This is a genomic window from Micromonospora okii, from assembly GCF_020884795.1.
Taxonomy (GTDB): Bacteria; Actinomycetota; Actinomycetes; order Mycobacteriales; family Micromonosporaceae; genus Micromonospora; species Micromonospora okii.
This window is the reverse complement of the sequence record NZ_BBZF01000023.1, coordinates 57,296-83,354: the sequence shown is the minus strand read 5'-3', so window position 1 is coordinate 83,354 and position 26,059 is coordinate 57,296. Positions and strand designations below refer to the sequence as shown.

Sequence of the window (26,059 nt, the reverse complement as noted above, 5' to 3'; positions counted from 1 at the left end):
CATGGAGCTTTTCCAGTACCCCTTCATGCAGCGCGCCCTGATCGCCGCGCTGGTCATCGGCCTGGCCGCCCCGGCGCTCGGCATCTACCTCGTGCAGCGTCGGCTGACGCTGATCGGCGACGGGATCGGGCACGTGGCGCTCACGGGCGTGGGCGCGGGGCTGCTGCTCAACCGGTCCCCGGTGCTGGTGGCGGTGGTCGTGGCGACGCTCGGCGCGGTCGCCATCGAGCTGGTCCGGGCGCGGGGACGCACCTCCGGGGACCTCGCGCTGGCGCTGCTGTTCTACGGGGGGATCGCCGGCGGGGTGATGCTGGTGGGGCTCTCGGACGCGACCAGCGCGAACCTCAACGCGTACCTCTTCGGGTCGTTGACCACGATCTCGCCGCGCGACCTGACCACCATCGTGGTGCTCGGCGTGGCGCTCCTGGTCACCATGCTGGCGCTGCGCCCGGCGCTGTTCGCCGTGTGCCACGACGAGGAGTACGCCCGGGTCGCCGGCCTGCCCGTGCGGGCGCTGAACCTGCTGCTGGCGGTCGGCACCGCGATCACCGTGACGATCGCCATGCGGGCGGTCGGGGTGCTGCTGATCAGCGCGCTGATGGTGGTGCCGGTGGCCACCGCCCAACAGGTCACCCGGGGCTTCCGCACCACGATGGCGGCGGCGATGGCCCTCGGGCTCTTCGCCGCCGGCTCCGGGGTGTGGGTGGCCGCCAACGCCGACACCGCCCCCGGCGCGTCGGTGGTGCTGCTGGCGATCGCCTCCTTCCTGGTCGTGGCGCTCGCCGCCGCCGGCCGGCGGGCGCTGCGCCGCCGCCGCGCCGAGGCCGCGACGCCGGCCCCGGAGCCGCACGAGGTGGTGCTCGGCTGAGGCCGCGCCCGTAACGGCAACGGAATTGGTTACCGTTACGGGGTGACCGGCGAATCAGGCTACGAGGGCTACGAGGGCGCGGGCGAGCTGCTGCGCGCCCTCTCGGCCCCCATCCGACTGGCGATCGTGAGCGAACTGGCGCAGGGTGAACGGTGCGTACACGAGCTGGTGGAGAAGCTCGGGGCCGCGCAGCCGCTGGTCTCGCAGCACCTGCGGGTGCTGCGCGGCGCCGGCGTCGTCCGTGGCTCCCGGCGGGGGCGCGAGATCGCGTACGAGCTGGTCGACGAGCACGTCGCGCACATCGTGGCCGACGCGGTCAGTCACGCCGGGGAGGCATCGTGACCGAGGGCGCCGCCGTCCGCAACACCCGGCAACGCTCGGCCGTGAGCGCGCTGCTGGCCGAGGTCGAGGGGTTCCACAGCGCCCAGGAGCTGCACGCCATGCTCCGCCAGCGCGGCGACCGGGTGGGGCTGACCACGGTCTACCGCACGCTGCAGGGGCTGGCCGACGCGGGCGAGGTCGACGTGATGCGCCCGCCCGGCGGCGAGCACCTCTACCGCCGGTGCAGCGAGGGGCACCACCACCACCTGGTGTGCCGGGCGTGCGGGCGCACCGTCGAGGTCGCCGGGCCGGCGGTGGAGACGTGGGCGGAGCGGGTGGCGGCGCAGCACGGCTACTCGGACGTCAGCCACACCCTGGAGATCTTCGGCACCTGCCCGGCCTGCGCCGGCTGAGCGCGCCCACGGGCCGGGGCGCTTCGCGTCCGGCTGAGCGCGCCCACGGGCCGGGGCGCCGTTCGCGCCGGCTGACGATTCCGACCCGTGCCTGCCGGTGGCGGGCGTGGCACGCTGTGCGGCGTGAAGATCTACGCCGATCGCTTCCCGACCGCCGTCCGCCAGCTCCTGACCGACCTGCTCGTCGTCGTCTGGGTGTACGCCGCGATCCGCTTCGCGCTCTGGGTGCACGACCTGGTGCGCAAGCTCTCCGTACCCGGGGAGAAGCTGGAGGGGGCCGGCGGCGGCCTGGCCGACAACCTGGCCGACGCGGGCGGCAAGGTCCGCCGGGTGCCCCTGGTCGGCGACGAGCTGACCGCCCCCTTCACGAAGGCCGCCGAGGCCGCCCGTGCCATGGCCGAGGCGGGCCGGGACCAGCAGGAGCTGGTCGGTCAGCTCGCCCTGGCGCTGGCCCTGGCGGTGCTGGTCTTCCCGCTCGGGTTGGTGCTGTTCGGCTGGCTGCCGCTGCGGCTGCGCTGGATGCGCCGGGCCGCCTCGGCGAAGGCGCTGGCCGCCGCGCCGGCGGGGCGGGACCTGCTGGCCCTGCGCGCGCTGGCGGGCCAGCCGATCGGGAGGCTGACCCGCATCGCGCCGGACGTGGCCGAGGCGTGGCGGCGGGGCGACGACGCCACGGTCGACGCGCTGGCCGAGCTGGAGCTGCGCGGGCTGGGGCTGCGGGCGCGCCGCTGAGCCACCTCCTGGTTAGGAAGGGCCCCCTGCTATGCAGAAAGCGTTAACAGGGGGCCCTTCCTTACGCCTTACTCAGTTCGGGATGTCGTCATCGTCGTCGATGTCGTCATCGCCCCAGTTGCGGCGCGCGAACGGCAGGAACATCCAGAAGGTCAGGAACCACAGGGCGGTGACCCCGGTGAGCACGAAGGCGATGCCCCGGTCCAGGACGAAGTCGGTGATCAGCAGGACCGCGCTGACCATCGCGACGAGCATGAACGCGAGCCCGCCCGTGGCCATCCGGTGGGCGAACCGGACCAGTTCCGGCTTGCGCCCCTGCCGGAACAGCGCCCGGTGGAACGCGACCGGAGAAATGATCATCGCGGTGGCGGCGGCGGCCGACAGCAGCGCGACGATGTAGACGTCCTTCTGGAACTCGGACGTCCGGGTGAAGCCGTTGCTGAACGGCAGCGTCAGCAGGAAGGCGAAGAGGATCTGCACGCCTGTCTGCGCGACCCGCAACTCCTGCAGCAGGTCGGCGAAGTTGCGCTGCCAGCGCTGCCTCTCGGTTTCCTTCGACACGCGCTACCTCCGGGGAAGACGATGCTGCCGGCGGAGGGGCCCGCCGGCAGCATCGCCTTTGCCCCACGGGGCGCGCGGCGAAACCGTCCGCACGCCACCGTCCAACGCGGTCAGGAGCCCCGGCGGATGCGGCCGGCGTACCGGGCCTCCAGGGCGTTGTTGTGCTCGTCGCCACCGGCGATGTTGGCCGACAGGTAGATCGGGGGCGTCTCCCCCGCCGCGAGCAGGCGGGCCACCACCTCGACCGTGATCTGCTGCGCCAGCAGGGCGGCGGTGATGGAGGAGACCGCGCCGACCGCGCCGCCGCCGGGCAGCGGCAGGGTCGCGTCGCCGTACGGGGCCCCGTTGTCCAGCACCACGTCGGCGAAGTCGGTCAGCTTCCGCCCGGACGGGTGGCGGGACGTCATCTGCGCCGAGTGCCGCGCCGAGGTGATCGCGACGAGGCCGTGGCCCCGCTCCTTCACCACGGAGGCGAACTCGACGACGGCCCCGTTGACGCCGGAGTTGGAGGCGACCACGAAGACGTCCGGCGGGCTGACCGGGGCCAGCTCGTAGAGGCGGTGCGCCACCGACGGGTCGCGCTCCAGCATCGGGCCCAGGACGTCGGCGGACGCCCCGCCGTACAGCACCAGGTCGCGCAGCGCGATCCGGTTGGTCGGCACGAGGCCACCGGCCCGGCCGGCGATCTCCATGGCGAGGGCCTCGGAGTGGCCGGTGCCGAACGCGTGGACCACCCCGTCGGCGCGCAACGCGTCGGCGATCAGGTCGGCCGCCCGGCCCACCGCCTCCCGCTGGCCGGCCGCCACCCGGCCGATCGTCTCCGTCACCACCGCGAGGTAGTCCTCGGCGCTCACCGTCATGCTTCCTCCGTCAGTCGGTTGAACCTGCTCGCCGGGGGCCTCCGCCACCGGCGGGTCACCGCCCGTCGCCCGTACGGGCCAGGATCGCCTCGGCCAGCGGGCCGGGTGCCGCGTCGGGGATCCAGTGCGAGACGCCGGCCAGCGTGACGAGGCGGTAGTCGCCGGTGACGTGGGCGGCGCACGCCTCGGCGGCGGCCCGGCCGATGGCGACGTCCCGGTCGCTCCAGACGAACGTGGTCGGCACCGGCACCGGCCCGACCGCCGCGAGGTCGGCCCGCGACATCGCCCGGTACCAGTTCAGGGCGGCCGTCAGCGCGCCGGGGGCGCGCATCGGGTCGGCGTACCGGGCGACCCGGGTGGCGTCGCCGACCCCGCCGAGCAGCTTGCGCAGGGCGGCGGCCCGCAGCGCCAGCAGCACCTTCTCTGCCTTGCCCGGCCTGCGGAACAGGGCGATGTACGACGAGCGGGCCTTCTGCTCGGTGTCGGTGGCCAGGGCGTGCGCCATGGCGGCGGGGTGCGGGACCGACACGGCGGTCAGGGTGCGCACCCGGTCCGGGTGGGCGGCGGCCAGCCCCCACGCCACGATCGCGCCCCAGTCGTGGCCGACCACGTGCGCGGCGGTCACGCCGAGCGCGTCGAGCAGGGCCGCCGCGTCGGCGACCAGCTCGGGGATCCGGTACGCCCCGACCGCCTCGGGCCGGGCCAGCGGGGAGTATCCGCGCTGGTCGGGCGCGTACGTGCGCAGCCCGGCGGCGTGCAGCGCGGGCGTCACCCCGTCCCACTCGCCCGCGTGCTGCGGGAAGCCGTGCAGCAGCAGCACCGTCTCGCCCTCGGCCGGCCCGCCGGCCCGCACCTCGAACGTCAGCCCTCGTGCCTCGACCTGCATGAGCGGCAGCCTACCCAGTGCGGAGACCGGCGGAGATCATCTTTGCCCGGCGATCTTCCCAGGTGCTAGCGTCGGCGACACAACTTCACATCCGACAGGGGAGCGCACAGCGCTGAGAGTGCGGGCACCGCCCGCAGACCCTCGAACCTGATCTGGGTAATGCCAGCGCAGGGAGTTCGGTCGACCTCCAGCCGCGCCGCCGTCCGGCTTGCCGGGCGCGGCGTGCGTCTTCTCCTGGTTCGCGCCTAGGACTGGGAGCCATCACATGAACCACACCGACAGCCAGCGATGGCGCACGATCGACATCGTCGTCGCCTCGGTGATCGCGGTCGCCTTCGGCGTCATCTTCTGGGCCTGGGGCATGGTCTGGAGCGCCACCGACGGGCTGTTCGCGTTCTTCCCGCCCGCGCAGACGCTCATCTACGGCGTCTGGCTGATGCCGGCCGTCGTGGGCGGCCTGGTGATCCGCAAGCCCGGCGCGGCCCTGTACTGCGAGACGGTCGCCGCCATCGTCTCCGCCCTGCTGGGCAGCCAGTGGGCCGGCACGGTGATCCCGCAGGGCCTGGTCCAGGGCCTCGGCGCGGAGCTGGCCTTCGCGGCGTTCCGGTACCGCTCGTTCCGGCTGCCCACCGCCGTGCTCGCGGGGGCGCTCACCGGCGTCGGGGCGGCCCTGTTCGACTTCTTCGTCTGGAACACCGAGTACGACCTGACGAGCTACCGCATCCCGTACGCCCTGCTCACCGTCGTCAGCGCGGCGGTCATCGCCGGCGCCGGGGGCTGGGCCCTCACCCGCGCCCTGGCCACCACGGGCGCCCTGGACCGCTTCCCCGCCGCCCAGAACCGCCCCCTGGTCTGACCCTCGGCGGGCGGAAGGGGGCTGGGCGTGGGTGGCGTGGTGGTGCGGGGCTTCGGGTGGCGGCACGCCGGGCGGCGGGCCTGGGCGGTGCGGGGGGTGGACCTGCGCGTCGAGGCCGGTGAGCGGGTGCTGCTGCTGGGGCCGTCGGGGGCGGGCAAGAGCACGCTGCTGGCCGCGCTGGCCGGGCTGCTGCCGCACGACTCCGGCGAGCAGGAGGGCACCGTCGAGGTCGACGGGGTCGACCCCCGCGACGACCGGGAACGGGTCGGGATCGTCTTCCAGGACCCGCAGACCCAGCTCGTGATGGCCCGCAGCGGCGACGACGTCGCGTTCGGCCTGGAGAACCGGGGCGTGCCGGCCGACGAGATCTGGCCCCGGGTGGACGAGGCGCTGCGCCGCGTCGGCTTCCCGTACCACCGGGACCGGCCCACCGCCGCCCTCTCCGGCGGCGAGCAGCAGCGACTCGCCCTGGCCGGGGCGCTCGCCCTGCGCCCGGGGCTGCTGCTGCTCGACGAGCCGACCGCCAACCTCGACCCCGCCGGGGCGGCGCTCGTCCGGCGGGCGGTGGTCGACGCGCTCGGCCGCGACACCACGCTGGTCCTGGTCGAGCACCGGGTCGCCGAGGCGCTGCCACTGGTCGACCGGGTGGTGGTGCTGGAGCCCGGCGGCGGGGTCCGCGCCGACGGGCCGCCGGAGGCGGTCTTCGCCGCGCACGGCGACGCGCTCGCCGCCGAGGGGGTCTGGGTGCCCGGCCGGACCGTGCCGCCCCGGCGGGCTGCCGGGCCGCCGGGCGAGACGCTGCTCACCGCCGACCGGGTCGCCCTGCCGCCCCGCCTCGCGGCGACCGATCTCGCGGTACGCGCCGGCGAGGCCCTCGCCGTGCTCGGCCCCAACGGGGCGGGCAAGTCCACCCTCGCGCTGCTGCTCGGCGGCCTGCTCCGGCCCGGGGGCGGTCGGGTGGCGGCCACCGGGGCGCTGGCCGGCAGGGACGCCGGCACTCCCCCGCACCGCTGGCGCGCGCCCGCCCTGGCCCGCCGGATCGGGTCGGTCTTCCAGTCCCCGGAGCACCAGTTCGTCACCGGCACCGTCTTCGACGAGTTGGCCCTGGGGCCGCGCCGCACGGGCCAGCCGGAGCCGGCGGTGCGCTCGACCGTGGACGCGCTGCTGGAGCGGCTGCGCCTCACGGCGCTGGCGCGCGCCAACCCGTACACCCTCTCGGGTGGGCAGGCGCGGCGGCTGAGCGTGGCGACGGCCCTGGCCACCGCGCCCCGGCTGCTGGTCTGCGACGAGCCCACCTTCGGCCAGGACCGGCGGACCTGGCTGGAGCTGGTCGACCTCTTCGCCGAGCTGCGCGACGCCGGGCACGGCGTCGTCACCGTCACCCACGACCCGGACTTCGTCGCGGCGCTGGCCGACCGGCGGGTCACCCTCACCCGCGAGGCGGTGGGGGCGGCGTGATCAACCTCGAACCGGTCGCCGCGCCCGGCGCTCCGCTGGCCCGACGCAACCCCGTGGCGAAGGTCGCCGCCGCGCTCGTCTTCTCGTTCGTCCTGCTCGCCACCCTGGACCCGGTGGCCCCGGCGATCGCCCTCGGCGTCGAGCTGGCCGTGCTGCCGCTGTTCGGCCTCCGGTACGGGGTGCTGGCCCGGCGGGCCGCCCCGCTGCTGCTCGGCGCCGTCGGCATCGTGGTGACCCTGGTCCTCTTCGCCGCCGACCGCTCCGGCCGGGTACTGGTCGAGGCGGGGCCGGTGCTGGTCACCAGCGGGGTGCTGGCGACCGCGCTCGGGCTGGCGCTGCGTATGTTGGCCGTCGCGCTGCCCGGCGTGATCGTCTTCGCCACCACCGACCCGACCGACCTGGCCGACGCGCTGATCCAGAACGCGAAGGCCCCGGCGCGGTTCGCGATCGGCGCGCTGGCGGCGTTCCGGCTGGTGCCGCTGCTCGGCCAGGAGTGGCAGATGATCAGCATGGCCCGGCGGGCGCGCGGGGTGGACGCCGGGCGCAACCCGGTGGCGAAGCTGCGGCTGTTCGTCTCGACCGCGTTCGCGCTGCTGGTCGGGGCCATCCGGCGGGGTGCCCGGCTGGCCGTGGCGATGGACGCCCGGGGCTTCGACGCGGGCACGCCGCGCACCGTCGCCCGACGGCAGCGGTTCGGCGCCGCCGACGCCGCGCTGATCGCCGGGGCGGCGGCGCTGGCCGGCGGGGCGCTGGCGGTCAGCGTCGCGCTCGGCACGTTCCGCCCGCTGATCGGCTGACCCTTTCTCCGCCGGCCCCGGTCGGCCCCGGTCGGCCCCGGTCGGCCCCGGTCGGCCTTCGGCAGGCCCGACGGGCCTGGGTGGGGTCGCCGGGTGGCGACCCCACCCGGGCCGGTCAGCTACGGCGGAAGGCGTAGCGGCGGGACTGCGCCGCGCGCGGGTTGCCCCGGCCGGTGAGCCGCGCGCCGCCGACCGGCGGGCCGGCCTTCGGCGGGAGCGGGGTCCGCGCCGCCTCCGGCACGACCGGAGGCACCGGCACCGACGCGGCCGGGAGCGCCGACAGGTCCGGGGCCGTCGGCAGGTCCGGGGCCGTCTTTGGTGTGACGTCGAGGGCCGGCGTCGCCGGGGTGGACGGGCGGGGCGACGCGGTACGGGGTTTGCGGGAGCTGCGCTTGGCTGGCAAGGGGGCCTCCTCGGGTACGGGTGCGGGCGGCACGACGAGCGGATGTGGGCGTCGGCTGTCGACGGTCGGCATACGCCGACGCGGAGCCGGGGCTGCCCCGGTGGGCCCGATCACGAGGGAACGCCGCGCGACGGCGGCGGGATGCGGACGCCCGGAGCGTGCGACCCGCGGCGACGGCGGCGGGTCGGGTTCCGTTGGAAGGGCGTCAGATGCGCATGGCACCACGGTAACGGCCCGTCCCGGGCGGCGCAGCCGATTTACTGGCACGATCGGCGACATGCTGGTCGCGTTCTCCATCACCCCGCTCGGCACCGGCGAGTCCGTCGGCGACCTGGTCGCCGAGGCGGTCCGGGTGGTCCGGGCGTCCGGGCTGCCGAACCGGACCGACGCCATGTTCACCACCGTCGAGGGCGAGTGGGACGAGGTGATGGCGGTGGTGAAGCAGGCCGTCGACGCCGTGTCCGCCCGCGCGCCCCGGGTGAGCGTCGTGCTGAAGGCCGACGTGCGCCCCGACGTCACCGACGGGCTCACCGCGAAGGTCGCGCGCGTCGAGGCCCGCCTCGCCGAAGGCTGACGGCATTCGGGCAGGGTGAGAGGGGAACCCTGCTATACCAAATGCGTTAACAGGGGGCCCTTCCTTACACGGGGGTAGACATGCAGGCGCAGATCGGCGTGACCGGGCTGGCGGTGATGGGCCGCAACCTCGCCCGGAACCTGGCCCGCAACGGGTTCACCGTGGCGGTGCACAACCGGTCCCCGGAGCGCACCCGCGCCCTGGTCGCCGAGCACGGCGACGAGGGCACCTTCGTGCCGTCGGAGTCCCTGGCGGACTTCGTCGCCTCGCTGGAGCGCCCCCGGGCCGTGATCGTGATGGTGAAGGCCGGCGCGCCCACCGACGCGGTGATCGACGAGCTGGTCCCGCTGCTGGAGGAGGGGGACATCGTCGTCGACTGCGGCAACGCCCACTTCGCCGACACCCGGCGGCGGGAGGAGGCGCTGCGCGGGCACGGGCTGCACTTCGTCGGCACCGGGGTCTCCGGCGGCGAGGAGGGCGCGCTGTGGGGGCCGAGCATCATGCCCGGCGGCTCCGCCGAGTCGTACGCGCGGCTGGGCCCGATGTTCGAGCGGATCGCCGCGAAGGTCGACGGCACCCCGTGCTGCCGGCACATCGGCCCGGACGGCGCGGGCCACTTCGTGAAGATGGTGCACAACGGCATCGAGTACGCCGACATGCAGCTCATCGCCGAGGCGTACGACCTGCTGCGGGCGGGGCTGTCGGCGAGCCCGGCGGAGATCGCGGAGATCTTCCGCGAGTGGAACACCGGCGAGCTGGAGTCGTTCCTCATCGAGATCACCGCCGAGGTCCTGGCGCACACCGACGCGGCGACCGGCGAGCCGTTCGTCGACGTCGTGCTCGACCAGGCCGAGCAGAAGGGCACCGGCCGCTGGACGGTGCAGAGCGCGCTGGACCTGGGCGTGCCGATCACCGGCATCGCCGAGGCCACGTTCGCCCGGTCGCTGTCCGGGCACGCCGGCCAGCGCGAGGCCGCCCGCCGGGTGTTCGGCGACGCCGGGGAGGAATGGCGGGTCGAGGACCGGGAGACGTTCGTCGAGGACGTGCGCCGCGCGCTGCTGTCCAGCAAGATCGTCGCGTACGCGCAGGGCTTCGACCAGATCCGGGCCGGCAGCCGGGAGTACGACTGGGGCATCGACCTGGGCGGCACGGCCACGATCTGGCGGGGCGGCTGCATCATCCGGGCGCGCTTCCTGGACCGGATCAGACAGGCGTACGACGCCGAGCCGGAGCTGCCGACGCTGCTGGTGGCGCCGTACTTCGCCGAGGCCGTCAGCGACGGCGTGCCGAGCTGGCGGCGGGTGGTGGCCGACGCGGCCCGCGCCGGGGTGCCGACACCGGCGTTCTCGTCGTCGCTGGCGTACTTCGACGCGCTGCGCGCGCGGCGGCTGCCCGCCGCGCTGATCCAGGGGCTGCGAGACAACTTCGGCGCGCACACCTACCGCCGGGTGGACCGGGAGGGCAGCTTCCACACGCTGTGGGCGGGCGACCGCTCCGAGGTGGAGGGCTGAGGCCCGGCGACGGCCGGGCGGCCCGCCGGTCGGGTTGACCCGGCAACGGTCGGGGCCGACGCCGGGAACGGTCGAGGTGGCCCCGGGAAGGGTCGAGGCAGCCCGGGAACGCGTCAGCGCCGCCCCCGCGACGGGGGCGGCGCTGACGGACGGCTCACCGGAACCGGCGGCCGGACGGGCTCACCAGAACCGGCGGCGCTTCGCCTTCTGCGGGCGCAGCATGTCCGCGCCCTTGGTGAGGAGCCGGCTGACGCCGGTGGGGCCGCGTCGGGCCTCCAGGGTGTGGCTGATCCGGCGCGCGCCGGCAGCGGCCAGCGGCACGGCGACCGCCATGACCGCCCACTGGGCGATCCGCTTCTGAATCATGTGGGTTCACCTCCGTGTCGTGGCTGTTGACGCAGGGGGTACCCAGCCGGGCGGGCCGGTAAGCCTGCCGGTCAGACCGACGGCCCGACCGAGGGCGACGGGGCGATCGGGTTGGGCAGCGCGCCGCCGAAGCGGCGGTCCCGCCGGGCGTACAGCTCGCAGGCGTACCACAGGTGGCGGCGGTCGAAGTCGGGCCAGAGGGTGTCCAGGAAGACCAGCTCCGCGTACGCGGTCTGCCAGAGCAGGAAGTTGGAGATCCGCTCCTCGCCGGACGGGCGGAGGAAGAGGTCCACCTCGGGGATCTCCGGGTGGTAGAGGTACTTCGCCACGGTCTTCTCGGTGATCCTGTCCGGGTCGAGCCGGCCGGCGGCCACGTCGCGGGCGATGGCGGCGGCGGCGTCGGCGATCTCCGCCTGCCCGCCGTAGTTGACGCAGAACTGGAGGGTCAGCGTCGAGTTGCCCCGGGACATCTCCTCAGCGGTCTGCAACTCGGAGATGACGCTCTTCCACAGCCGGCCCGCCCGGCCCGACCAGACCACCCGGACGCCCAGGTCGACGAGCTGGTCGCGGCGGCGGCGGATGACGTCCCGGTTGAAGCCCATCAGGAACCGGACCTCGTCCGGCGAGCGCCGCCAGTTCTCCGTGGAGAACGCGTACGCCGACAGGTAGGGGATGCCCAGCTCGATGGCGCCCTCGATGGTGTCGAAGAGGCTGTGCTCGCCCGCCTCGTGGCCCCTGGTGCGGGGCAGCCCGCGCTCCTTGGCCCAGCGGCCGTTGCCGTCCATCACCACGGCGACGTGCCTCGGCACCGCCTCGGCGGGCAGCGCCGGGGGCCGGGCACCGGACGGGTGCGGAGTCGGCGGCACCGGCTCGCGCCGGCCGGCCCTCATCGATCGGATCACTCGGCTCTCTCCCTGCTCACGTCCTGCGCCCCGCCGCCGGGGGCCGGGTTGCCCCGGTCGACCAGCGGCAGCGAGCGTAGCGCGCGCTCCAGGTGCCACTGGAGGTGCGCCGCGACCAGGCCGCTGCACTCCCGGCGTACCCCGGTGTCGGTGGCGTCGGCGAGCACCCAGTCGCCGGTGGTGAGCGCGGACATCAGCTCGACGGTGGCCGGGGCGGGGTGGGCCGCGCCGGGGGGCCGGCAGTCCGGGCAGACCGCTCCCCCGGCCGGCACGGAGAACGCGCGGTGCCGCCCCGGGGTGCCGCAGACCGCGCAGGCGGTCAGCGCGGGCGCCCACCCGGCGAGGGCCATCCCCCGCAGCAGGTACGCGTCGAGCACGAGCGTGGTGGCGTGCTCGCCCCGGGCGAGGGACTTCAGCGCGCCGAGGGTGAGCTGGAACAGCCGCAGCGACGGCTCCCGCTCGACGGGGGTGAGCCGCTCGGCCGTCTCGGCGATGGCGCTGGCCGCCGTGTAGCGCGGGTAGTCGCCGAGGAAGCGCTTGCCGTACAGGTCGATGCCCTCGACCTGGCTGACGCTGTGCAGCGAGCTGCCGGTGTTGCCCTTCGGGTCGCCGGCGAGCTGCACGTCGACGTGGCCGAACGGCTCCAGCCGGGCGCCGAACTTGCTGGTCGTGCGGCGGACGCCCCGGGCCACCGCGCGGAGCCGGCCGTGCCGGCGGGTCAGCAGGGTGATGATCCGGTCGGACTCGCCGAGCTTCTGCACACGCAGCACCACCGCGTCGTCGCGGTAGAGCTGTCGGCGGTACCCGGTCACCCGGCCATTCTCCTCAGGGTGCGAAATCAGGGTCGGTTCGGGGTGGCCGCCCGGCGATCCCGGATGCGCGCCGGGGCGGGTCATCCGTACCGTGCCCGGCATGGCTTCGCACCCCACCGCCGCGCCCCGCCGCGCCGCCGCACCACGGGCGACGCGGGTCGCCCTCGCCGTCGGCTCCGCCGCCGCCCTGGTCCTCGTCGCCGGGTGCGGCCCGCTGTCGATGCGCCGGCTCGACTTCGACACCACCGAGTCGGCGACCGTCGCCCGGATCATCGTGCGCCCGGGCGCGGGCGACGTCACGGTACGCGGCACCGGCCCGGCCGGTCAGGTGCGGGTCAAGCGGGTGCTGCGCTACCACGGCGATCAGCCCGACGCCCGGCACGAGCTGCTCGGCGACGAGCTGGTGCTGGACACGGAGTGCGGCGGGCGCTGCTCGGTGTCGTACGACGTCACCGTCCCGCCGGGCACGGCGGTGCGCGGCGAGGGCGGCTCGGGCAACGTCGACCTGGCCCTGGTCGGGGACGTGGACCTGCGGATCGGCTCCGGTGACGTGCAGGTGAGCCGGGTCACCGGGGCGGTCCGCGTGCAGACCAGCTCCGGCCAGGTGAAGGTGGACGACGTGCGCGGCCCCGCCACCCTGCGGGCCGCGTCCGGCGACATCACCGGGCGGGCCCTCGGCGGCCAGGTCGACGCCGAGGCCGACTCGGGCGACGTCAACGTGGAGCTCTCCGCCCCGGCGTCGGCGCGGGCGCACGCCCGCAGCGGGGACGTCGCGCTGGTCGTGCCCGCCGGCCGGTACCGGGTGCGTTCCACCAGCCGCTCGGGGGACACCGTCGTGAAGGTGCCCGACGACCCGGGCGCCCCGCTGCTGCTGGACGTGGGCGCGGAGAGCGGGAACGTGACGATCAGCGAACGCTGAGCCGGAGGGTGTGCTCCTCCGGCACCCGGGGCGCGGGCACGGGGGCCGCGCCGACGGGGGCCGGGTCGGGAGCCGCGCCGGCCCGGCCCGAGGCGGGCACCGCGTCGGCGGAGGTCGGGACGGGTCGGGCAACGGGTCCGCCCGTCGGGGCGTGTCGCGTGGCGGATCCGCCCGACGGGGCGGATCGGGTGGCGGGCCCGCCCGCCGGGGCGTGTCGGGTGGCGGGCCCGCCCGCCGGGGCGTGTCGGGTGGCGGGCCCGCCCGCCGGGGCAGGGCTCACCGGCGCGTTCGCGGCCGTGCGCCGCCGGCCGCCGGGCAGCAGCTCCGGCCGGCGGCGGGCGGCCACGTCCTCGACCCAGCCGACCAGCGCGGTGGCCACCCCGACCAGCGCGAAGACGAGGGCCACCCGGATCGCCAGGCCGACCGGATCCTGGTGGGACCAGCCGACGACGTCGACCAGCGGGGTGAGCGCCACCACGAACGGCATGTGCCAGAGGTAGACGGTGAGGGCCCGCCGGTTCAGCACGGTCACCGCCCGACCGAGCGGGGCGGCGCGGTCCACCCAGGCGGCGGTCGCCGGGGCCCGGCCGAGCGCCAGCAGGATGAACGCCGCCGACCAGAGCGCGTTGCCGAGGGGCATGTCGTTCAGGTCGTACCCGCGCGGGCCGGGGTGGGTGACGATCCAGGCCGCCCCGGCGGCGCCGACGACCAGAGCGACCGGGACCAGCACGCGGGTGGCCATGCGGCGCAGCAGGCCGTCGTGGTGGGCGAAGCCGAGCAGCCAGGCCCCGAAGTAGAGCCCGAACTCCCGCAGCACCGTCGGCGCGTTCGGCAACATGCCGGCCTGGATGGCGCCCAGCAGGGCGTACGGCGCGAGCAGGGTGGGCCACGGGGCTCGCCGGAACAGCCACAGAGCGACCGGCGAGGCGAAGACGAACCAGAGATAGTCGCGCAGGTACCAGATCGGGCTGAGCGCGAGCGCCCCCCAGTAGTTGGCCGGCGGGTCGGCCACCGGGAAAGCCCAGAGCAGCACCTCCGGCGTCAGCGCCAACCCGGTGAGCAGCATCGCCGGGACGAAGATCGCGGCCAGCACCCACACCGACGGCAGCAGGCGGCGCAGCCGACGCCCCACCGCCGCCGACCCGGACCTGTCCAGCGACGCGGCCATCAGCGACCCGGCCAAGGCGAACATCACCGACATGGCCGGGAAGACCAGGGTGAGGGTCGCCCATCCGGTCACGTGGTAGACCACGACCCGCACGGTGGCCAGGGCGCGGAGCAGGTCCAGATATCGGTTCCGCATCAGCCTGCTTCTATGTCAGGGGGCAGGGAGCAAACGATCCCTACCCTCCGTCAGAAAGCTGGCAAACACCCGCGCTCAAGGCGGAGAGGTGAAAAATGCCACCACCAGACGGCGATACCCGTCACAAAGGGTGATTATCGCCCTGCGGCTCGGCTCCCCGGTGCGGCGTCCAGAACGGGTCGCGGCCGATGAAGCCGAGCAGCCGCAGTCGCGCGTCGGCGTCGTCGGGGACGGCCACGCGCGGGCCGTACTGGCCGGAGGAGCGGATCATCTCCTCGGCCGGCTCCATCCCCGCCAGCAGCGCGGCGCAGAAATCCGGGTCGAGCCGGTCGTCCTGCCCGGTGGCGCGGGCCAGATCCCAGGTGTGCATGAACACGTCGGGGGTGTAGAACTGGTCGACCGCCCGGTCCAGCGGCAACTCGCCGATGTGCGGGTTGGTCAGCGACCGTCGCGCGGTCCCCGGATCGTCCAGCAGCGCCTGCACCCCGTTGCACTGCGTCCGCCAGGCGGCCACCGGTTCGTCGTCCACGCTCGGCCCGCCGGGCAGCCCGACGCCGGCCCCGGCGGCGAGGAACGGCGGGAACCACTCGACGAGGTGGCGCACCACGTCACGGGCCGTCCAGCCGGCCACCGGCGCGGGCACGTCCCAGGCTTCGACGGCGCGCACGCGCTCGGTGAACGTGGCGGCGACGCGACGGTGCCGCTCGGCGGGATTGAGGTCGGCCAGCGTCATCGACCAGCACTCCTTCAGTCATTGCAGGCGAGGATACGGCGGCGAGCGCGCCCACAGGTCGACTGTCGAGGGATACGCTCCGCGTGCGCAGGCAACAGTTGCCGGCGGCCAACCTTACGACCGGCGAGGCCGGTCACCCCCGCGTACGCCGGGAACACTCTCAGTCTCGTTGTCGACGGCCACCCTCGCGGTGGCGCTCCTGCGGGACCGTGGCGCGTCGTCGGCCGGCCGAGGCGTGTTCGTCAGAGATGCAGAAGGGCGGCCGTAGATCTTGGTACCAAACGGCCCCTATGGGGGCCGATTCATACCAAGATTCATGTTGCCGGGGGCTGCGGATGGGCGGGTGGTGGTCAGGTGGTCACCTCTCGCCTACGTGACCGTGCCGCTGCCGGGGTCACCCCGCGTGCGCGAGAAACACGGGCACCGAGATGGGCGCGCCCGGGGCGGATGAATCATCCCCGCGTGTGCGGGAAACAACGCAATCACCACGTGTGCCATCCGGGCCCATGAGGGATCACCCCCGCGCGTGCGCGGGGAACAGCCGGTCGCGGCAGGCGGCGCGTAGAGCGCCTGAGGATCACCCCCGCGTGCGCGGGGAACAGGCCGCGCGGAGCACCCCGCACACGGTGCAGGTGGGATCACCCCCGCGTGCGCGGGGAACAGCATCCGTCCGCAACGTTCACCCGCTCGACACACGGATCACCCCCGCGTGCGCGGGGAACAGTCCTTCGGGCACGGCGGGGCGTGGCCGGGGGGCGGATCACCCCCGCGTGCGCGGGGAACATACTTCTTGACCTGGGGCGCTAGAGATCCACAGTCACGTTCTTGTTCACTTCGCCGCGCAAGATCATCCCCGGGTGGCCACGCGGCGGTCAGCGGGACGGTGGGGCGGAGACGAAGGCGCGCCAGTCGGACGGGGCGAAAACGAGCACCGGCCCGGCGGCGTCCTTGCTGTCGCGTACCAGCACCCGGCCCGGCAGGTTGTCGGCCACCTCGACGCAGTCGCCGCCGTTCGCGCTCGACCGGGTCGACTTGCGCCAGCGCGGATCGGTCATCGCTCCTCCACCAGCTTCCTGATCAGCTCGCGCGACTGGGTGCGCGGCAGGGCCTCGGCCCGGACAGCCTCCCACGTCCGCTCCAGCGCGGCAACGTGCTCCGGGTCCAGCACCACCCGCCCCGCGAGCTGGTCGTCGAGGTAGCCCGCCGGCTCCGATTCGGGCAGGTTCGCCAGCGCGAAGGCACCGGACTGGCCGAGGTAGAACCCGGCCGTGGCGGGCACGACGTGGATCAGCACGCGGGGCCGCTCGCTCATGGCCAGCAGGTGCGCGATTTGTGGGCGTAGCACGTCGGCCGGCCCCCGGCGCAGCACCGTCTCGTCGATGACGAAGGTGGTCAGCGGGGGCGCGTCGCGGTCGAACACCAGCGCGGGACGCCCCAACCGCAGGTCCAGCGTCCGGGCCTGCTCCTCGGGCGAGGCCAGCCCGGTCGCCAGGATCGCCCGGGCGTACTCCTCGGTCTGTAGCAGTCCGGGGAGCACCAGCGGCTGGTACGAGCGCAGCGCGGTCGCCCGCGCCTCGTACTCCAGCCAGGGGATCAGCCACGACGGGGCGTGGTCGAGGCTGACCAGACGCAGCAACCCCTGGTAGAGCCGCCCCGTGTGGGCCACCTCGTCCACCCGCCGGCAGTAGTCCGCGCGGGGCGGCCGGTGCCCGGTCTCGACGGCCGAGACGTGCGAGTCCGAGAAGTGGATGGCCCGCGCGAACTCGACCTGGGTCATGCCCAACCGCTGCCGGATTGCGCGCAACTCGTGACTGAGGAACTGTGTGGGATTCATGCACGGAGCGTAGGAATCGCTGGTCGGAGCGGCAATCCTCGCCGCTCCTCCAGAAATCCCCAAACCGCCCCCGGGCGGTCAGAAGCCGAGCTTGCGGAGCTGCTTCGGGTCGCGCTGCCAGTCCTTCGCCACCCGGACATGCAGGTCCAGGTAGACCCGGGTGCCGAGCAGTTCCTCGATCTGCCGGCGGGCGGTGGTGCCGACCTCCTTGAGCCGGCTGCCACGGTGCCCGATGACGATCGCCTTCTGGCTGGGACGCTCCACGTACACGTCGGCGTAGATCTTCATGAGCTGACCCTCGGGGATCATCTCCTCCACCACCACGGCGATGGAGTGCGGCAGCTCGTCGCGGACGCCCTCCAGGGCCGCCTCCCGGATCATCTCGGCGACCAGCACCTGCTCCGGGTCGTCGGTGAGCATGTCGTCCGGGTAGAGCTGCGGCGACTCGGGGAGGTAGCCCGTCATCACGTCGACCAGGGTGTCGACCTGGTGGCCGGAGACGGCGCTGACCGGGACCACGGCGGCGAACTCGCCCAGCTCGCTGACCGCGAGCAACTGCTCGGCCAGCCGCTTCTTGTCGACCAGGTCGGTCTTGGTCACCACCGCGATCACGGTGGCCTTCAGCTCCGCCAGCTCGCCGGTGATGAACCGGTCGCCCCGGCCGACCGGCTCGTCCGCCGGGATGCACAGGCCGATCACGTCGACCTCGCTCCAGGTGGAGCGGACCAGGTCGTTGAGGCGCTCCCCGAGCAGCGTACGGGGGCGGTGCAGGCCCGGCGTGTCGACCAGGACGAGCTGCGATTCCGGCCGGTGCAGCACGGCCCGGATGATGTGCCGGGTGGTCTGCGGCTTGTTCGAGGTGATCGCGATCTTGGTGCCGACGATGGCGTTGGTCAGCGTCGACTTGCCGGCGTTCGGGCGGCCCACGAAGCAGGCGAAACCGGCACGGTACGGCTGCTGCCCCCCGACGTCGCTCACTCCACCACCGTGCCGAGGACCGTGCCGTCCGGGGCGGCCACGTGGATCGGCGCGTCGGCGGTGAGATCCCGGACGGCGGCGTGCCCCGCCCCGTCGAGGGTCGACGCCTCGGTCACCACCACGGCGGCCTCCACCCGGCTGGCCCCGGCCGCCACGGCGCTGGCCACGGCGAGCTGGAGCGCGGTGAGGGTCAGCGAGGGCAGCGACACGCTGGCGGCGGCGTACGTGCGGCCGTCCTGGTCGCGTACCGCCGCTCCCTCCACGGCGCCCACCCGGCCCCTGGCGCCTCTGGCCAGGACGACCAGCTTGCCGTCCTCCGCGCTCAGCTCGACCGGCGCGGACGGGGTGGGCAGGGCGGCGGGTGCGGCGGGTGACTCAGGCATCGGCGGGTTGCCTCTCCTCGGATCGGTGGGGGCCGCCCCGGTGCTCGGCGGGCTCGCCGCGCGTCGGGGTGGTGTCGGTCTGGTCGGTCGGCTCGACCCGGCTCACCAGCACGGTGTCGATCCGGTTGCGGCGGCCCGTGGTGCCCTCGGCGATCAACCGGAGCCCGGCCACCTCGGCCTCCGCGCCGGGGATCGGGACCCGGCCGAGGGCCTGGGCCAGCAGGCCGCCGACCGTCTCGACCTCGTCGCTGGGCAGCTCGACGTCGAACAGCTCGCCGAGGGTCTCGACGGGCAGCCGGGCGGTGACCCGCACCGTGCCGTCCTCGAGCCGCTCGACCGGCGGGCGTTCGACATCGTACTCGTCGGTGATCTCCCCGACGATCTCCTCCAGGATGTCCTCGATCGTGACCAGGCCGCCGGTGCCGCCGTACTCGTCCACGACGACGACCATGTGGTTGCGGGCCGCCTGCATCTCCGACAGCAGGTCGTCGACCGGCTTGGACTCGGGGACGAAGGTCGCCGGGCGCATCAGCTCGGCCACCGGCAGCCGGGCCGCGGCGGGATCGCCGCCCCGGGTACGCCGGATCAGGTCCTTCAGGTAGAGCACGCCGAGCACGTCGTCGACGCTCTCCCCGATCACGGGAATGCGGGAGAAGCCGGAGCGCAGGAAGAGGGCCAACGCCTGGGAGAGCGTCTTGCGCTCCTCGATCCACACCATCTCGGTGCGCGGCACCATCACCTCGCGGGCGATCGTGTCCCCGAGCGCGAAGACCGAGTGGATCATCTGCCGCTCGCCGTGCTCGACGACGCCGCGCTGCTCGGCCAGGTCGACCAGCTCGCGCAGCTCCACCTGGGTCGCGAACGGCCCCTCGCGGAAGCCCCGCCCCGGGGTGACCGCGTTGCCGATGAGGATCAGCAGCGAGGCGAGCGGGTTGAGCGCCCGCCCCAGCCAGCGCACCAGCGGGGCGACCGCCCGGCCGACCGCGTACGCGTGCTGCCGGCCGAGGGTGCGCGGGCCGACCCCGACGACGACGAAGCTCACCACCGTCATCGCGCCGGCGGTGATCAGCGCCGCCCGCCAGCCCGCCCCGAACGTGTCGACCGCGACCAGAGCGACCAGCGTGGTGGCGGTCAGCTCGGCCAGGAGCCGGAGCAGCAGCAGGAGGTTGAGGTGGCGTACCACGTCGCCGGCGACCGCCTGGAGGGTGCGCGCGCCCCGCGCGCCGTCGCGGGCCAGCTCGGCCGCGCGGGCCGGGGAGACCACGGTCAGCGCCGCCTCGGTCATCGCGATCAGGCCGGCGAGCACCACCAGCCCGGCCGCGAAGACGAGCAGTGTCAGGTCGGGCAGGCCGGCCGGGGCGACGGCCGCCAGCGGGGTGGGCATCACCGGGACCGGGTCGACCGCCAGCCGGCCAGCAGCCGGGCCTGGAGCTCGAACATCTCGCGCTCCTCCTCCGGCTCGGCGTGGTCGTAGCCGAGCAGGTGCAGCACCCCGTGCACGGTGAGCAGGTGCAGCTCGTCGGCGGCGGAGTGGCCGGCCGTGGCCGCCTGCTTGGCCGCCACCTCCGGGCAGAGCACGATGTCGCCGAGCAGGGCCGGCTCGCCGCCGGCCGCGCTGGCCTCACCCGGCCCGTGGTCGACGCTGCCCTCGTCCATGGGGAAGGCGAGCACGTCGGTCGGGCCGTCCCCGCCCATCCAGCGGTGGTTCAGCTCGGCCATGTAGTCGATGTCGACGAGCAGCACGGAGAGCTCGGCGAGGGGGTTGACCCCCATCTCGTCGAGGGCGTACCGGGCGACGGCGAGCACGGCGTCGGTGTCGACCTCGACACCGGACTCGTTGGCGATCTCGATGGACAACTCGGTTCCCTAGGTCTGTCGGCGCCGGCCGGCCTGCCCGCCCTGGGCGTTGCGCCCCGGCACGGCGTGCACGCCCTGCGCCTGCTGGTTCTCCCGCTCGGCGTCCCAGCGGGCGTACGCGTCGACGATCTCCCCGACCAGCCGGTGACGCACCACGTCGGAGCTGGAGAGCTGCGCGAAGTGCACGTCCTCGACGTTTTCCAGGATGTCCCGGACGACCCGCAGGCCGCTGGTCGTCCCACCGGGAAGGTCCACCTGGGTGACGTCACCGGTGACGACGATCTTGGAGCCGAAGCCGAGCCGGGTGAGGAACATCTTCATCTGCTCGGGCGTCGTGTTCTGCGCCTCGTCGAGGATGATGAACGCGTCGTTGAGGGTGTTGTGCGTGACCAGGAAGTCGTCGGTCACGTAGAGCGAGTCCTCCGCCGCGACCTGGATGCACATCGTCTCCTGCACCCCGGCGGGGAGGATCGAGTCGATGAAACGCATCGGCCTGCCACCACCGTGCTCGTCGTACAGCCGGCGCTTGCGCGACAGGCGGAACGGCGGAACACCGGCGGGAAGCCGGATCTCCACGACGTAGGCGTCGGCGCGGTAAGGAACCGGACGCCCGTTGGCCAGGCCGGGCTTGCGCCCCTCGGCCTCCCGCACCCGCCAGGTGGCCACCCCGCCGAGGGACTGGACCAGGTGCACGACGTCGTCCCGCAGCCGGGGGGAGGTCGTCGAGTACTGCACGCGGCAGCTACGCCCCGGCTGGGTGACCGGCCCACCGTCCGTGTCCAGCAGCCCCTGGAGCACGGCCAGTCGGACGTCGACGCTGTTGGTCCTGTAAGCCTCGGGCACGAACTTCGTGCCCGACGTGGCCCCCGCCAGGCCCAACTCGCGGATCGCGAGCGTCACCGGATTGGCGACGATCACCCCGCCCCGGTGACCGTCGACGTGCCGCAGGACGTAGTCGTAGTCACCCTTGCGGACCAGCTCGATGCCGGGGAGCGCCTGCTCCAGGGCGACGGCGAGCTCCGGGTCCGCCGTGCAGAAGGCCGGCGTCGTCCGCGTCGAGATCGCGCCGTCGCCGAGCAGCAGGCCGAGCGCGTACGGGTCGAGCGGGACGTCCTGCGGCTCCATCTGCACGGGCGCGACGACCGGCAGCTCGTACCGGCGGGTGTGGCCCCGCCACTCCTTGCCGATCATCTCGCGCGTCTCGATGGTGCGTCGACGCCCGCGCCGCTTGTCGTCCGGGGTGGCGACCGTCCAGAGGTGCTCGCCGCAGCAGACGGTGGACGCCCCGTCCTGGGTGGTGACCCGGTAGACCTGCCGGGGCCCCTGCGGGTAGATGCCGATCACCGGCGTCGGCGTGCCGTTCGAGCCGATGACCAGGTCACCGACCCGGAGCGACCCGAACGGCTTGAAGCCCTCCGGGGTGAGGACCCGCGCGTCGTACGGCTGCGCCCGGCCCCTCATGTATGCCAGCGGCGCGACCTCGATCGTGCCGGCCGCCATCAGCTTGGGGATGGTCTCCGGGTCGAGCATGTCGTGCAGCGCGTCGTAGAGCGGGCGCAGGTACGGGTCGATCTTCTCGTTGAGCGTGCCGGGCAGAAAGCCGAGCCGCTCCCCCGCCTCGACCGCCGGGCGGGTCAGGATGATCCGGTTGACCTGCTTGGCCTGGAGCGCCTGGACGGCCTTCGCCATCGCCAGGTAGGTCTTCCCCGTGCCGGCGGGGCCGATGCCGAAGACGATGGTGTGCGCGTCGATGGAGTCGACGTACTGCTTCTGCCCGAGGGTCTTGGGGCGGATGGTGCGGCCACGCCGGGACAGGATGTTGAGCGTGAGCACCTCGGCGGGCCGCTCGCTGCCGCCCTGCTCCAGCATGCCGACGGTACGCCGGACGGCGTCGGTGGTCAGGGTCTCGCCTTTCTGGATCAGTTCGAGCAGCTCACCGAAGAGTCGCTCGGCGACGGCGTTGTCCGCGGGAGCCCCGGTGATGGTGATCTCGTTGCCGCGGACGTGCACGTCGCTGGTGACCGAACGCTCGACGAGCCGCAGGATCTCGTCGCCCGCGCCCAGCAGGTTGACCATGATCTTGGAATCGGGGACGGTGATCCTGGTCTGCGCCTGGGGCGGGCCGGGAGGTGGGGTGCCGGTCATAGGTCGGGCCGAGGGGCCCTGCGCCACCTGCTCTCGCTCTCGGCCGGGCCTGGCGGGGCGCGGCGATCTGTCGTTATCCCCATCGTATCTTCTCCCGCGCGACGGCACCCCGCCCATTTCCCCGGCACCCGGCCGCCCCGCCAGCGCCGACCGCCCGGGTCAGCGCCGGAAGTCGTACCGGTCGAAGGTCTCCTGGGAGCGGGTGAACCGGTACGTCGCCCAATGCACCCGGACGACCGTTCCGTCCGCGTCGCGGGTCAGCCGCAGCAGCTCGCCGGCCTCCCGCCCCGAGACGGTGCGGAACACGTCCGGCCGGTCCGGCAGCGGGGCGAAGACCGCCGGGGGCTTCCCCGCCGGGTCGTCCGCGCTGCGGGCGCGCAGCGTGCCGTCGTGCCAGGTGAAGACGTACTCGAAGCCCTCGCCCCACCAGCGGCCCAGCAGCCCGCGCAGGTGCGCCGGGGCGGGCTGCCCCGGCCGCCAGGGCTCGACGTCGGCCGGGTCGTGCTCGACGGACGCGGCGAGCAGCCGGTGCGGCAGGTCCATCACCGCCACGCCGGTGCCGGACGAGCCGAGCACCGCCGCACCCATCGCCCCGGCGGTGCCGTCGCCGCCGCGCCGGCCGTAGACGGCCGCCAGGAAGCCGGGCATCGCCCCGTCGTGCCCGACGTGCACGACCCGCTCCCCCTGCGGGACCAGGATCAGCCCCAGGCCGAAGCCGGCGCCCCAGGACGTCTCGTCGGTGACGGTCAGCGGCCAGCGCATCTCGTCCAGGGTCGCCGGGGCGAGCACCGCGCCGGACGGGTCGAGCGCCGCCGGGTCGGCCAGGAACGCCGCCCAGCGGGCCATGTCGGCGGCGGTGCTCCAGAGCTGGGCGGCCGGGCCGACCGCGCCGAAGTCGGTCGGCGGCTCCGGGTGCGCCTCGTCGGAGTACGCGTCGACGAGGAACCCGGTCGCCGCCGCCGGCCCCGGCCGGTCGCTGGTGGCGGTCAGCCCGAGCGGGGCGAGCACCCGCTCGGCGAGCACCTCGGCCCAGGTGCCGCCGCGCAGCCGCGCGACGAGCTGGCCGAGCAGCGCCACGCCGAGGTTGGAGTAGTGGAAGCGGCGGGCCGGCGGCAGCACCCGCTCGGCGCGGGCCAGCTCGGCCAGCAGCGCGTCCGCGTCGGGGGCGGCCAGGGTGTCCCAGACGTCGCCGTGCGGCTCGCGTTGCAGGCCGGAGGTGTGCGACAGCAGCCGGCGCACGGTCAGCTCGCCGTGGGCCGGCACGTCGAGGTGCCGGCCGACTGGGTCGTCCAGGTCGAGCAGGCCGGCGTCGCGGCACTGGAGGACGAGCACCGCCGTGAAGGTCTTGGTGACGGAGCCGATCCGGAACAGCGTCTCGGGACCGAGGGCGGTGTCGTTGCCGGTGCCGCCCACCGCGCAGGTCCACAGCGGCCGGTCGGCCCGGTGCAGGGCGGCCGACACGGCCGGCACCCGCCCGTCGGCCTGCGCCCGCCGCACCATCCGCTCCAGGCGTGCCTCGATAGCAGTCACGACCGCAGTGTAAGGAAGGGCACCTTCTTAACGCTTTCGGTATAGGAAGGGGCCCTTCCCAACGCCGTCAGCGGCAGAGCATCGGGCCGAGCGGCGCGCCGCCGAGCAGGTGCGCGTGGACGTGGAAAACCTCCTGCCCACCGTACGTCCCGGTGTTGAACATCAGCCGGAAGCCGTCGCCGAGCAGCCCCTCGTCCTCGGCCACGGCGGCGGCGGTGGCCAGCAGCTCACCGGCCAGCGCCGGGTCGCCCTGGGCCAGCGTGGCCACGTCGGCGTAGTGCTCCTTCGGAATCACCAGCACGTGCACCGGGGCCTTCGGGTCGATGTCCCGGAACGCCAGGGTGGTGTCGGTCTCCCGGACGACGGTGGCCGGGATCTCCCCGGCGACGATGCGGCAGAACAGGCAGTCGGATCCCATCGGGGCATGGTAAGGCGTGCCGACCCGCTCGGGCATGATGGCGGCGTGACTTCTCGGGCGGTACTGGTGACGGGGGCCTCGCGCGGCATCGGGCGCGCGGTGGCGGCGAGGTTCGCGGCGGGCGGGGACCGGGTGGCGATCCACCACCGGGACTCGGCGGAGCTGGCCGAAGGGCTGCGCGCCGAGCTGCCGGGCGACGGGCACGTCGTGGTCCGCGCGGACCTGGCCGACCCCGACGCCGTACGGGCGATGGTCGACGACGCGGCGGCCCGCCTCGGCGGCCTGGACGTGCTGGTCAACAACGCCGGTGTGTACGGCGAGCGCGACGCCCCGCACCCGGTCTTCGGCGCCTCCTACGCCGACTGGCAGCGGCGCTGGCGGCAGGTGGTGGAGACCAACCTGACCGGGGCGGCCAACGTGACCTGGTGCGCCGCCCAGCACATGCGCGAGCGGGGCGGGCGGATCGTCAACGTCTCGTCGCGGGGCGCGTTCCGGGGCGAGCCGGCGCAGCCGGCCTACGGGGCGAGCAAGGCGGGGCTGAACGCGCTCGGCCAGTCCCTCGCGGTGGCCCTCGCCCCGTACGGCATCGCGGTGGCGACGGTGGCCCCCGGGTTCGTGCGGACCGACATGACCACGGAGTACCTGGCGGGCGAGGAGGGGGCGGCGATCCGCGCCCAGAGCCCGTTCGACCGGGTGGCCCGCCCGGACGAGATCGCGGCGGCGGTGCACTGGCTGGCCAGCCCGGAGGCGGAGTGGGCCTCGGGCACGATCGTCGACCTCAACGGCGCCAGCTACCTCCGCACCTGACCTACCCGCACCCCCGGGCAGCGCAGGCGATCAAGAGGTTTGTGTCGGAATCCGGCCCGGGCGCTGACGCAAACCTCTTGATCAACGAGAAGGGGGGCGGCTACCAGCGGGAGAGGCGGGCGGAGAGGGCCGACAGGGCCGCCACGCCGGCCGTGCTGGTGCGCAGGACGTTCGGGCCGAGGCGGACCGGGCGGGCGCCGGCCTCCGTGAACGTGGTGAGCTCCGCGTCGGCTATGCCGCCCTCCGGGCCGACCACCAGGACGATCTCGCCCGCGTCGGGCAGCGCGGCGGTGGTGAGCCGCTCGTCGGCCTCCTCGTGCAGGACGAACGCGGCGGCGGCCCCGGCGATCCGGCGGGCCACCGTCGCGGTGGACTCGTCGGGCGCGCCGGCCATCACGGGCAGCCACGCCCGGCGGGCCTGCTTCGCCGCCTCCCGGGCGGTCGCCGCCCACTTCTCCCGGGCCCGCACGCCCCGTTCGCCGCGCCACTGCGCCACCGAGCGGGACGCCGCCCACGGCACGATCTCGTCGACCCCGACCTCGGTCATCGCCTGCACGGCCAGCTCGCCCCGGTCGCCCTTGGCGATCCCCTGCACGACGACGAGCCGGGGGACGGCCGCGTCGACGTACCCCCGGGTGGTGACCCGCAGGTCGAGGGTGCCCTTGCCGACGGCCGTGACCACGGCGGTCACCGTGCCGCCCCGGCCGTCGCCGAGCACCAGCTCCTCGCCGACCCGTAGTCGCTGCACGGTGGCCGCGTGGTGGCCCTCCGGCCCGTCGAGGGTCAGCGAGTCGCCGGTCGGCAGGGTGTCGACCAGGAACAGGGGCGCGGACAC

The 26,059-nt window shown here is 74.5% G+C and carries 29 protein-coding genes, 3 pseudogenes and 1 riboswitch; of the genes and pseudogenes, 11 read left to right on the top strand and 21 right to left on the bottom strand.

Features of this window, described 5'->3' with window-relative positions; genetic code table 11:
• Nucleotide 1 precedes the first annotated feature (1 nt).
• From LPU43_RS22405 to LPU43_RS22390, 4 genes are all read left to right on the top strand, one after another.
• A complete protein-coding gene (locus LPU43_RS22405) occupies nt 2-868 on the top strand; it encodes a metal ABC transporter permease (protein WP_229402472.1) in 867 nt (288 codons plus the stop codon).
• Nucleotides 869-910: 42 nt separating this feature from the next.
• Complete coding sequence (locus LPU43_RS22400; RefSeq protein ID WP_229402471.1) at nt 911-1,210, top strand: ArsR/SmtB family transcription factor; 300 nt, start codon at nt 911-913, stop codon at nt 1,208-1,210.
• Nucleotides 1,207-1,602: a Fur family transcriptional regulator gene (locus LPU43_RS22395; protein ID WP_373321783.1), complete on the top strand. Its 396-nt coding sequence runs from the start codon at nt 1,207-1,209 to the stop codon at nt 1,600-1,602. Before LPU43_RS22400 ends, LPU43_RS22395 begins: the two co-directional genes overlap by 4 nt.
• A 123-nt stretch (nt 1,603-1,725) precedes the next feature.
• Nucleotides 1,726-2,331, top strand: coding sequence for a hypothetical protein (locus LPU43_RS22390; RefSeq protein WP_229402470.1), 606 nt, complete (start codon nt 1,726-1,728; stop codon nt 2,329-2,331).
• A gap of 72 nt (nt 2,332-2,403) precedes the next feature.
• Here the strand turns inward: LPU43_RS22390 and LPU43_RS22385 are convergent, their stop codons facing one another.
• The 3 genes from LPU43_RS22385 to LPU43_RS22375 all read right to left on the bottom strand — a co-directional run bounded on the left by LPU43_RS22385 (nt 2,404) and on the right by LPU43_RS22375 (nt 4,638).
• Nucleotides 2,404-2,892 (bottom strand): DUF6328 family protein, encoded by a 489-nt coding sequence (locus LPU43_RS22385; RefSeq protein WP_229402469.1) that lies wholly within the window; start codon nt 2,890-2,892, stop codon nt 2,404-2,406.
• A gap of 110 nt (nt 2,893-3,002) precedes the next feature.
• A complete protein-coding gene (locus tag LPU43_RS22380) occupies nt 3,003-3,752 on the bottom strand; it encodes a sugar isomerase domain-containing protein (protein ID WP_229402468.1) in 750 nt (249 codons plus the stop codon).
• Between the two features lie 55 nt (nt 3,753-3,807).
• On the bottom strand, nt 3,808-4,638 hold the full coding sequence (locus LPU43_RS22375) for an alpha/beta fold hydrolase (protein WP_229402467.1): 831 nt from the start codon (nt 4,636-4,638) through the stop codon (nt 3,808-3,810).
• Between the two features lie 86 nt (nt 4,639-4,724).
• Nucleotides 4,725-4,830: riboswitch (TPP riboswitch) on the top strand.
• A gap of 73 nt (nt 4,831-4,903) precedes the next feature.
• On the opposite strand from LPU43_RS22375, the gene LPU43_RS22370 reads away from it, so the two are divergent.
• Genes LPU43_RS22370 through LPU43_RS22360 form a run of 3 tightly spaced genes read left to right on the top strand, consistent with a single transcriptional unit; the run spans nt 4,904 to nt 7,749 of the window.
• Nucleotides 4,904-5,494 (top strand): ECF transporter S component, encoded by a 591-nt coding sequence (locus LPU43_RS22370; RefSeq protein WP_229402466.1) that lies wholly within the window; start codon nt 4,904-4,906, stop codon nt 5,492-5,494.
• Between the two features lie 27 nt (nt 5,495-5,521).
• Nucleotides 5,522-6,952: an ABC transporter ATP-binding protein gene (locus LPU43_RS22365; RefSeq protein ID WP_229402465.1), complete on the top strand. Its 1,431-nt coding sequence runs from the start codon at nt 5,522-5,524 to the stop codon at nt 6,950-6,952.
• Entirely contained in the window at nt 6,949-7,749 is an 801-nt protein-coding gene (locus LPU43_RS22360; RefSeq protein WP_229402464.1) for an energy-coupling factor transporter transmembrane component T family protein, read from the top strand. Before LPU43_RS22365 ends, LPU43_RS22360 begins: the two co-directional genes overlap by 4 nt.
• Nucleotides 7,750-7,864: 115 nt before the next feature.
• On the opposite strand, the gene LPU43_RS22355 is transcribed toward LPU43_RS22360, so the two are convergent.
• The gene (locus LPU43_RS22355) at nt 7,865-8,152 is read right to left on the bottom strand and encodes a hypothetical protein (protein ID WP_229402463.1); all 288 of its coding nucleotides are present in this window, start codon (nt 8,150-8,152) and stop codon (nt 7,865-7,867) included.
• 277 nt (nt 8,153-8,429) lie between these two features.
• Between LPU43_RS22355 and LPU43_RS22350 the strand changes: the two genes are divergently transcribed.
• Both LPU43_RS22350 and gnd read left to right on the top strand, forming a co-directional pair.
• The gene (locus tag LPU43_RS22350) at nt 8,430-8,726 is read left to right on the top strand and encodes an MTH1187 family thiamine-binding protein (RefSeq protein ID WP_229402462.1); all 297 of its coding nucleotides are present in this window, start codon (nt 8,430-8,432) and stop codon (nt 8,724-8,726) included.
• An 80-nt stretch (nt 8,727-8,806) separates the two neighbouring features.
• Nucleotides 8,807-10,237, top strand: coding sequence for an NADP-dependent phosphogluconate dehydrogenase (gene gnd / locus LPU43_RS22345; protein ID WP_229402461.1), 1,431 nt, complete (start codon nt 8,807-8,809; stop codon nt 10,235-10,237).
• A gap of 180 nt (nt 10,238-10,417) precedes the next feature.
• Here gnd and LPU43_RS22340 read toward each other — a convergent pair whose 3' ends face one another.
• From LPU43_RS22340 to recO, 3 genes are all read right to left on the bottom strand, one after another.
• Entirely contained in the window at nt 10,418-10,603 is a 186-nt protein-coding gene (locus LPU43_RS22340) for a hypothetical protein (protein WP_229402460.1), read from the bottom strand.
• Between the two features lie 71 nt (nt 10,604-10,674).
• Entirely contained in the window at nt 10,675-11,493 is an 819-nt protein-coding gene (locus LPU43_RS22335; RefSeq protein WP_229402604.1) for an isoprenyl transferase, read from the bottom strand.
• Between the two features lie 8 nt (nt 11,494-11,501).
• Nucleotides 11,502-12,317 (bottom strand): DNA repair protein RecO, encoded by an 816-nt coding sequence (recO, locus tag LPU43_RS22330; RefSeq protein ID WP_229402459.1) that lies wholly within the window; start codon nt 12,315-12,317, stop codon nt 11,502-11,504.
• Between the two features lie 100 nt (nt 12,318-12,417).
• Between recO and LPU43_RS22325 the strand changes: the two genes are divergently transcribed.
• Nucleotides 12,418-13,236, top strand: coding sequence for a DUF4097 family beta strand repeat-containing protein (locus tag LPU43_RS22325; RefSeq protein ID WP_229402458.1), 819 nt, complete (start codon nt 12,418-12,420; stop codon nt 13,234-13,236).
• On the opposite strand, the gene LPU43_RS22320 is transcribed toward LPU43_RS22325, so the two are convergent.
• The 13 genes and pseudogenes from LPU43_RS22320 to LPU43_RS22260 form a co-directional block, all read right to left on the bottom strand.
• Complete coding sequence (locus tag LPU43_RS22320; RefSeq protein ID WP_229402457.1) at nt 13,223-14,539, bottom strand: acyltransferase family protein; 1,317 nt, start codon at nt 14,537-14,539, stop codon at nt 13,223-13,225. The genes LPU43_RS22325 and LPU43_RS22320 overlap by 14 nt on opposite strands.
• A 121-nt stretch (nt 14,540-14,660) precedes the next feature.
• The gene (locus tag LPU43_RS22315; RefSeq protein ID WP_229402456.1) at nt 14,661-15,272 is read right to left on the bottom strand and encodes a TIGR03086 family metal-binding protein; all 612 of its coding nucleotides are present in this window, start codon (nt 15,270-15,272) and stop codon (nt 14,661-14,663) included.
• An 872-nt stretch (nt 15,273-16,144) separates the two neighbouring features.
• Nucleotides 16,145-16,327, bottom strand: a complete 183-nt coding sequence (locus LPU43_RS22310; RefSeq protein WP_229402455.1) for a DUF397 domain-containing protein — start codon at nt 16,325-16,327, stop codon at nt 16,145-16,147.
• On the bottom strand, nt 16,324-17,106 hold the full coding sequence (locus LPU43_RS22305) for a helix-turn-helix domain-containing protein (protein WP_229402454.1): 783 nt from the start codon (nt 17,104-17,106) through the stop codon (nt 16,324-16,326). The genes LPU43_RS22310 and LPU43_RS22305 overlap by 4 nt, the downstream gene beginning before the upstream one ends.
• Before the next feature lie 78 nt (nt 17,107-17,184).
• Nucleotides 17,185-18,084 carry a GTPase Era gene (era, locus tag LPU43_RS22300; protein ID WP_229402453.1) on the bottom strand — a complete coding sequence of 300 codons (900 nt, stop codon included), beginning with the start codon at nt 18,082-18,084 and terminating at the stop codon, nt 17,185-17,187.
• On the bottom strand, nt 18,081-18,467 hold the full coding sequence (locus LPU43_RS22295; RefSeq protein WP_229402452.1) for a cytidine deaminase-like protein: 387 nt from the start codon (nt 18,465-18,467) through the stop codon (nt 18,081-18,083). Before LPU43_RS22295 ends, era begins: the two co-directional genes overlap by 4 nt.
• Nucleotides 18,460-19,875, bottom strand: coding sequence for a hemolysin family protein (locus LPU43_RS22290; protein ID WP_229402603.1), 1,416 nt, complete (start codon nt 19,873-19,875; stop codon nt 18,460-18,462). The genes LPU43_RS22295 and LPU43_RS22290 overlap by 8 nt, the downstream gene beginning before the upstream one ends.
• Entirely contained in the window at nt 19,851-20,324 is a 474-nt protein-coding gene (gene ybeY, locus LPU43_RS22285) for an rRNA maturation RNase YbeY (RefSeq protein WP_229402451.1), read from the bottom strand. Before ybeY ends, LPU43_RS22290 begins: the two co-directional genes overlap by 25 nt.
• A gap of 9 nt (nt 20,325-20,333) precedes the next feature.
• A pseudogene (locus LPU43_RS22280) lies at nt 20,334-20,702 on the bottom strand (PhoH family protein); the annotation flags it as partial.
• Nucleotides 20,703-20,966: 264 nt separating this feature from the next.
• Nucleotides 20,967-21,449: pseudogene (locus LPU43_RS22275) on the bottom strand (LAGLIDADG family homing endonuclease); the annotation flags it as partial.
• Nucleotides 21,450-21,727: 278 nt separating this feature from the next.
• A pseudogene (locus tag LPU43_RS22270) lies at nt 21,728-22,469 on the bottom strand (PhoH family protein); the annotation flags it as partial.
• Nucleotides 22,470-22,628: 159 nt separating this feature from the next.
• Entirely contained in the window at nt 22,629-23,969 is a 1,341-nt protein-coding gene (locus tag LPU43_RS22265) for a serine hydrolase domain-containing protein (RefSeq protein WP_373321795.1), read from the bottom strand.
• A gap of 97 nt (nt 23,970-24,066) precedes the next feature.
• On the bottom strand, nt 24,067-24,417 hold the full coding sequence (locus tag LPU43_RS22260) for a histidine triad nucleotide-binding protein (RefSeq protein ID WP_229402449.1): 351 nt from the start codon (nt 24,415-24,417) through the stop codon (nt 24,067-24,069).
• A gap of 45 nt (nt 24,418-24,462) precedes the next feature.
• On the opposite strand from LPU43_RS22260, the gene LPU43_RS22255 reads away from it, so the two are divergent.
• Complete coding sequence (locus LPU43_RS22255; protein WP_229402448.1) at nt 24,463-25,224, top strand: SDR family NAD(P)-dependent oxidoreductase; 762 nt, start codon at nt 24,463-24,465, stop codon at nt 25,222-25,224.
• A 100-nt stretch (nt 25,225-25,324) separates the two neighbouring features.
• On the opposite strand, the gene LPU43_RS22250 is transcribed toward LPU43_RS22255, so the two are convergent.
• On the bottom strand, nt 25,325-26,059 hold the full coding sequence (locus LPU43_RS22250; protein WP_229402447.1) for a 16S rRNA (uracil(1498)-N(3))-methyltransferase: 735 nt from the start codon (nt 26,057-26,059) through the stop codon (nt 25,325-25,327).

What these genes read in the sequence shown, in the direction of transcription:
- LPU43_RS22260 (WP_229402449.1), bottom strand. Translation starts at nt 24,417, where the DNA reads ATGGGATCCGACTGCCTGTTCTGCCGCATCGTCGCCGGGGAGATCCCG.
- LPU43_RS22265 (WP_373321795.1), bottom strand. Translation starts at nt 23,969, where the DNA reads ATGGTGCGGCGGGCGCAGGCCGACGGGCGGGTGCCGGCCGTGTCGGCC.
- LPU43_RS22380 (WP_229402468.1), bottom strand. Translation starts at nt 3,752, where the DNA reads ATGACGGTGAGCGCCGAGGACTACCTCGCGGTGGTGACGGAGACGATC.
- LPU43_RS22370 (WP_229402466.1), top strand. Translation starts at nt 4,904, where the DNA reads ATGAACCACACCGACAGCCAGCGATGGCGCACGATCGACATCGTCGTC.
- LPU43_RS22325 (WP_229402458.1), top strand. Translation starts at nt 12,418, where the DNA reads ATGGCTTCGCACCCCACCGCCGCGCCCCGCCGCGCCGCCGCACCACGG.
- LPU43_RS22405 (WP_229402472.1), top strand. Translation starts at nt 2, where the DNA reads ATGGAGCTTTTCCAGTACCCCTTCATGCAGCGCGCCCTGATCGCCGCG.
- LPU43_RS22350 (WP_229402462.1), top strand. Translation starts at nt 8,430, where the DNA reads ATGCTGGTCGCGTTCTCCATCACCCCGCTCGGCACCGGCGAGTCCGTC.
- LPU43_RS22315 (WP_229402456.1), bottom strand. Translation starts at nt 15,272, where the DNA reads ATGACGCTGGCCGACCTCAATCCCGCCGAGCGGCACCGTCGCGTCGCC.
- LPU43_RS22295 (WP_229402452.1), bottom strand. Translation starts at nt 18,467, where the DNA reads ATGCCTGAGTCACCCGCCGCACCCGCCGCCCTGCCCACCCCGTCCGCG.
- LPU43_RS22310 (WP_229402455.1), bottom strand. Translation starts at nt 16,327, where the DNA reads ATGACCGATCCGCGCTGGCGCAAGTCGACCCGGTCGAGCGCGAACGGC.
- LPU43_RS22320 (WP_229402457.1), bottom strand. Translation starts at nt 14,539, where the DNA reads ATGCGGAACCGATATCTGGACCTGCTCCGCGCCCTGGCCACCGTGCGG.
- gnd (WP_229402461.1), top strand. Translation starts at nt 8,807, where the DNA reads ATGCAGGCGCAGATCGGCGTGACCGGGCTGGCGGTGATGGGCCGCAAC.
- LPU43_RS22305 (WP_229402454.1), bottom strand. Translation starts at nt 17,106, where the DNA reads ATGAATCCCACACAGTTCCTCAGTCACGAGTTGCGCGCAATCCGGCAG.
- LPU43_RS22340 (WP_229402460.1), bottom strand. Translation starts at nt 10,603, where the DNA reads ATGATTCAGAAGCGGATCGCCCAGTGGGCGGTCATGGCGGTCGCCGTG.
- LPU43_RS22335 (WP_229402604.1), bottom strand. Translation starts at nt 11,493, where the DNA reads ATGAGGGCCGGCCGGCGCGAGCCGGTGCCGCCGACTCCGCACCCGTCC.
- LPU43_RS22375 (WP_229402467.1), bottom strand. Translation starts at nt 4,638, where the DNA reads ATGCAGGTCGAGGCACGAGGGCTGACGTTCGAGGTGCGGGCCGGCGGG.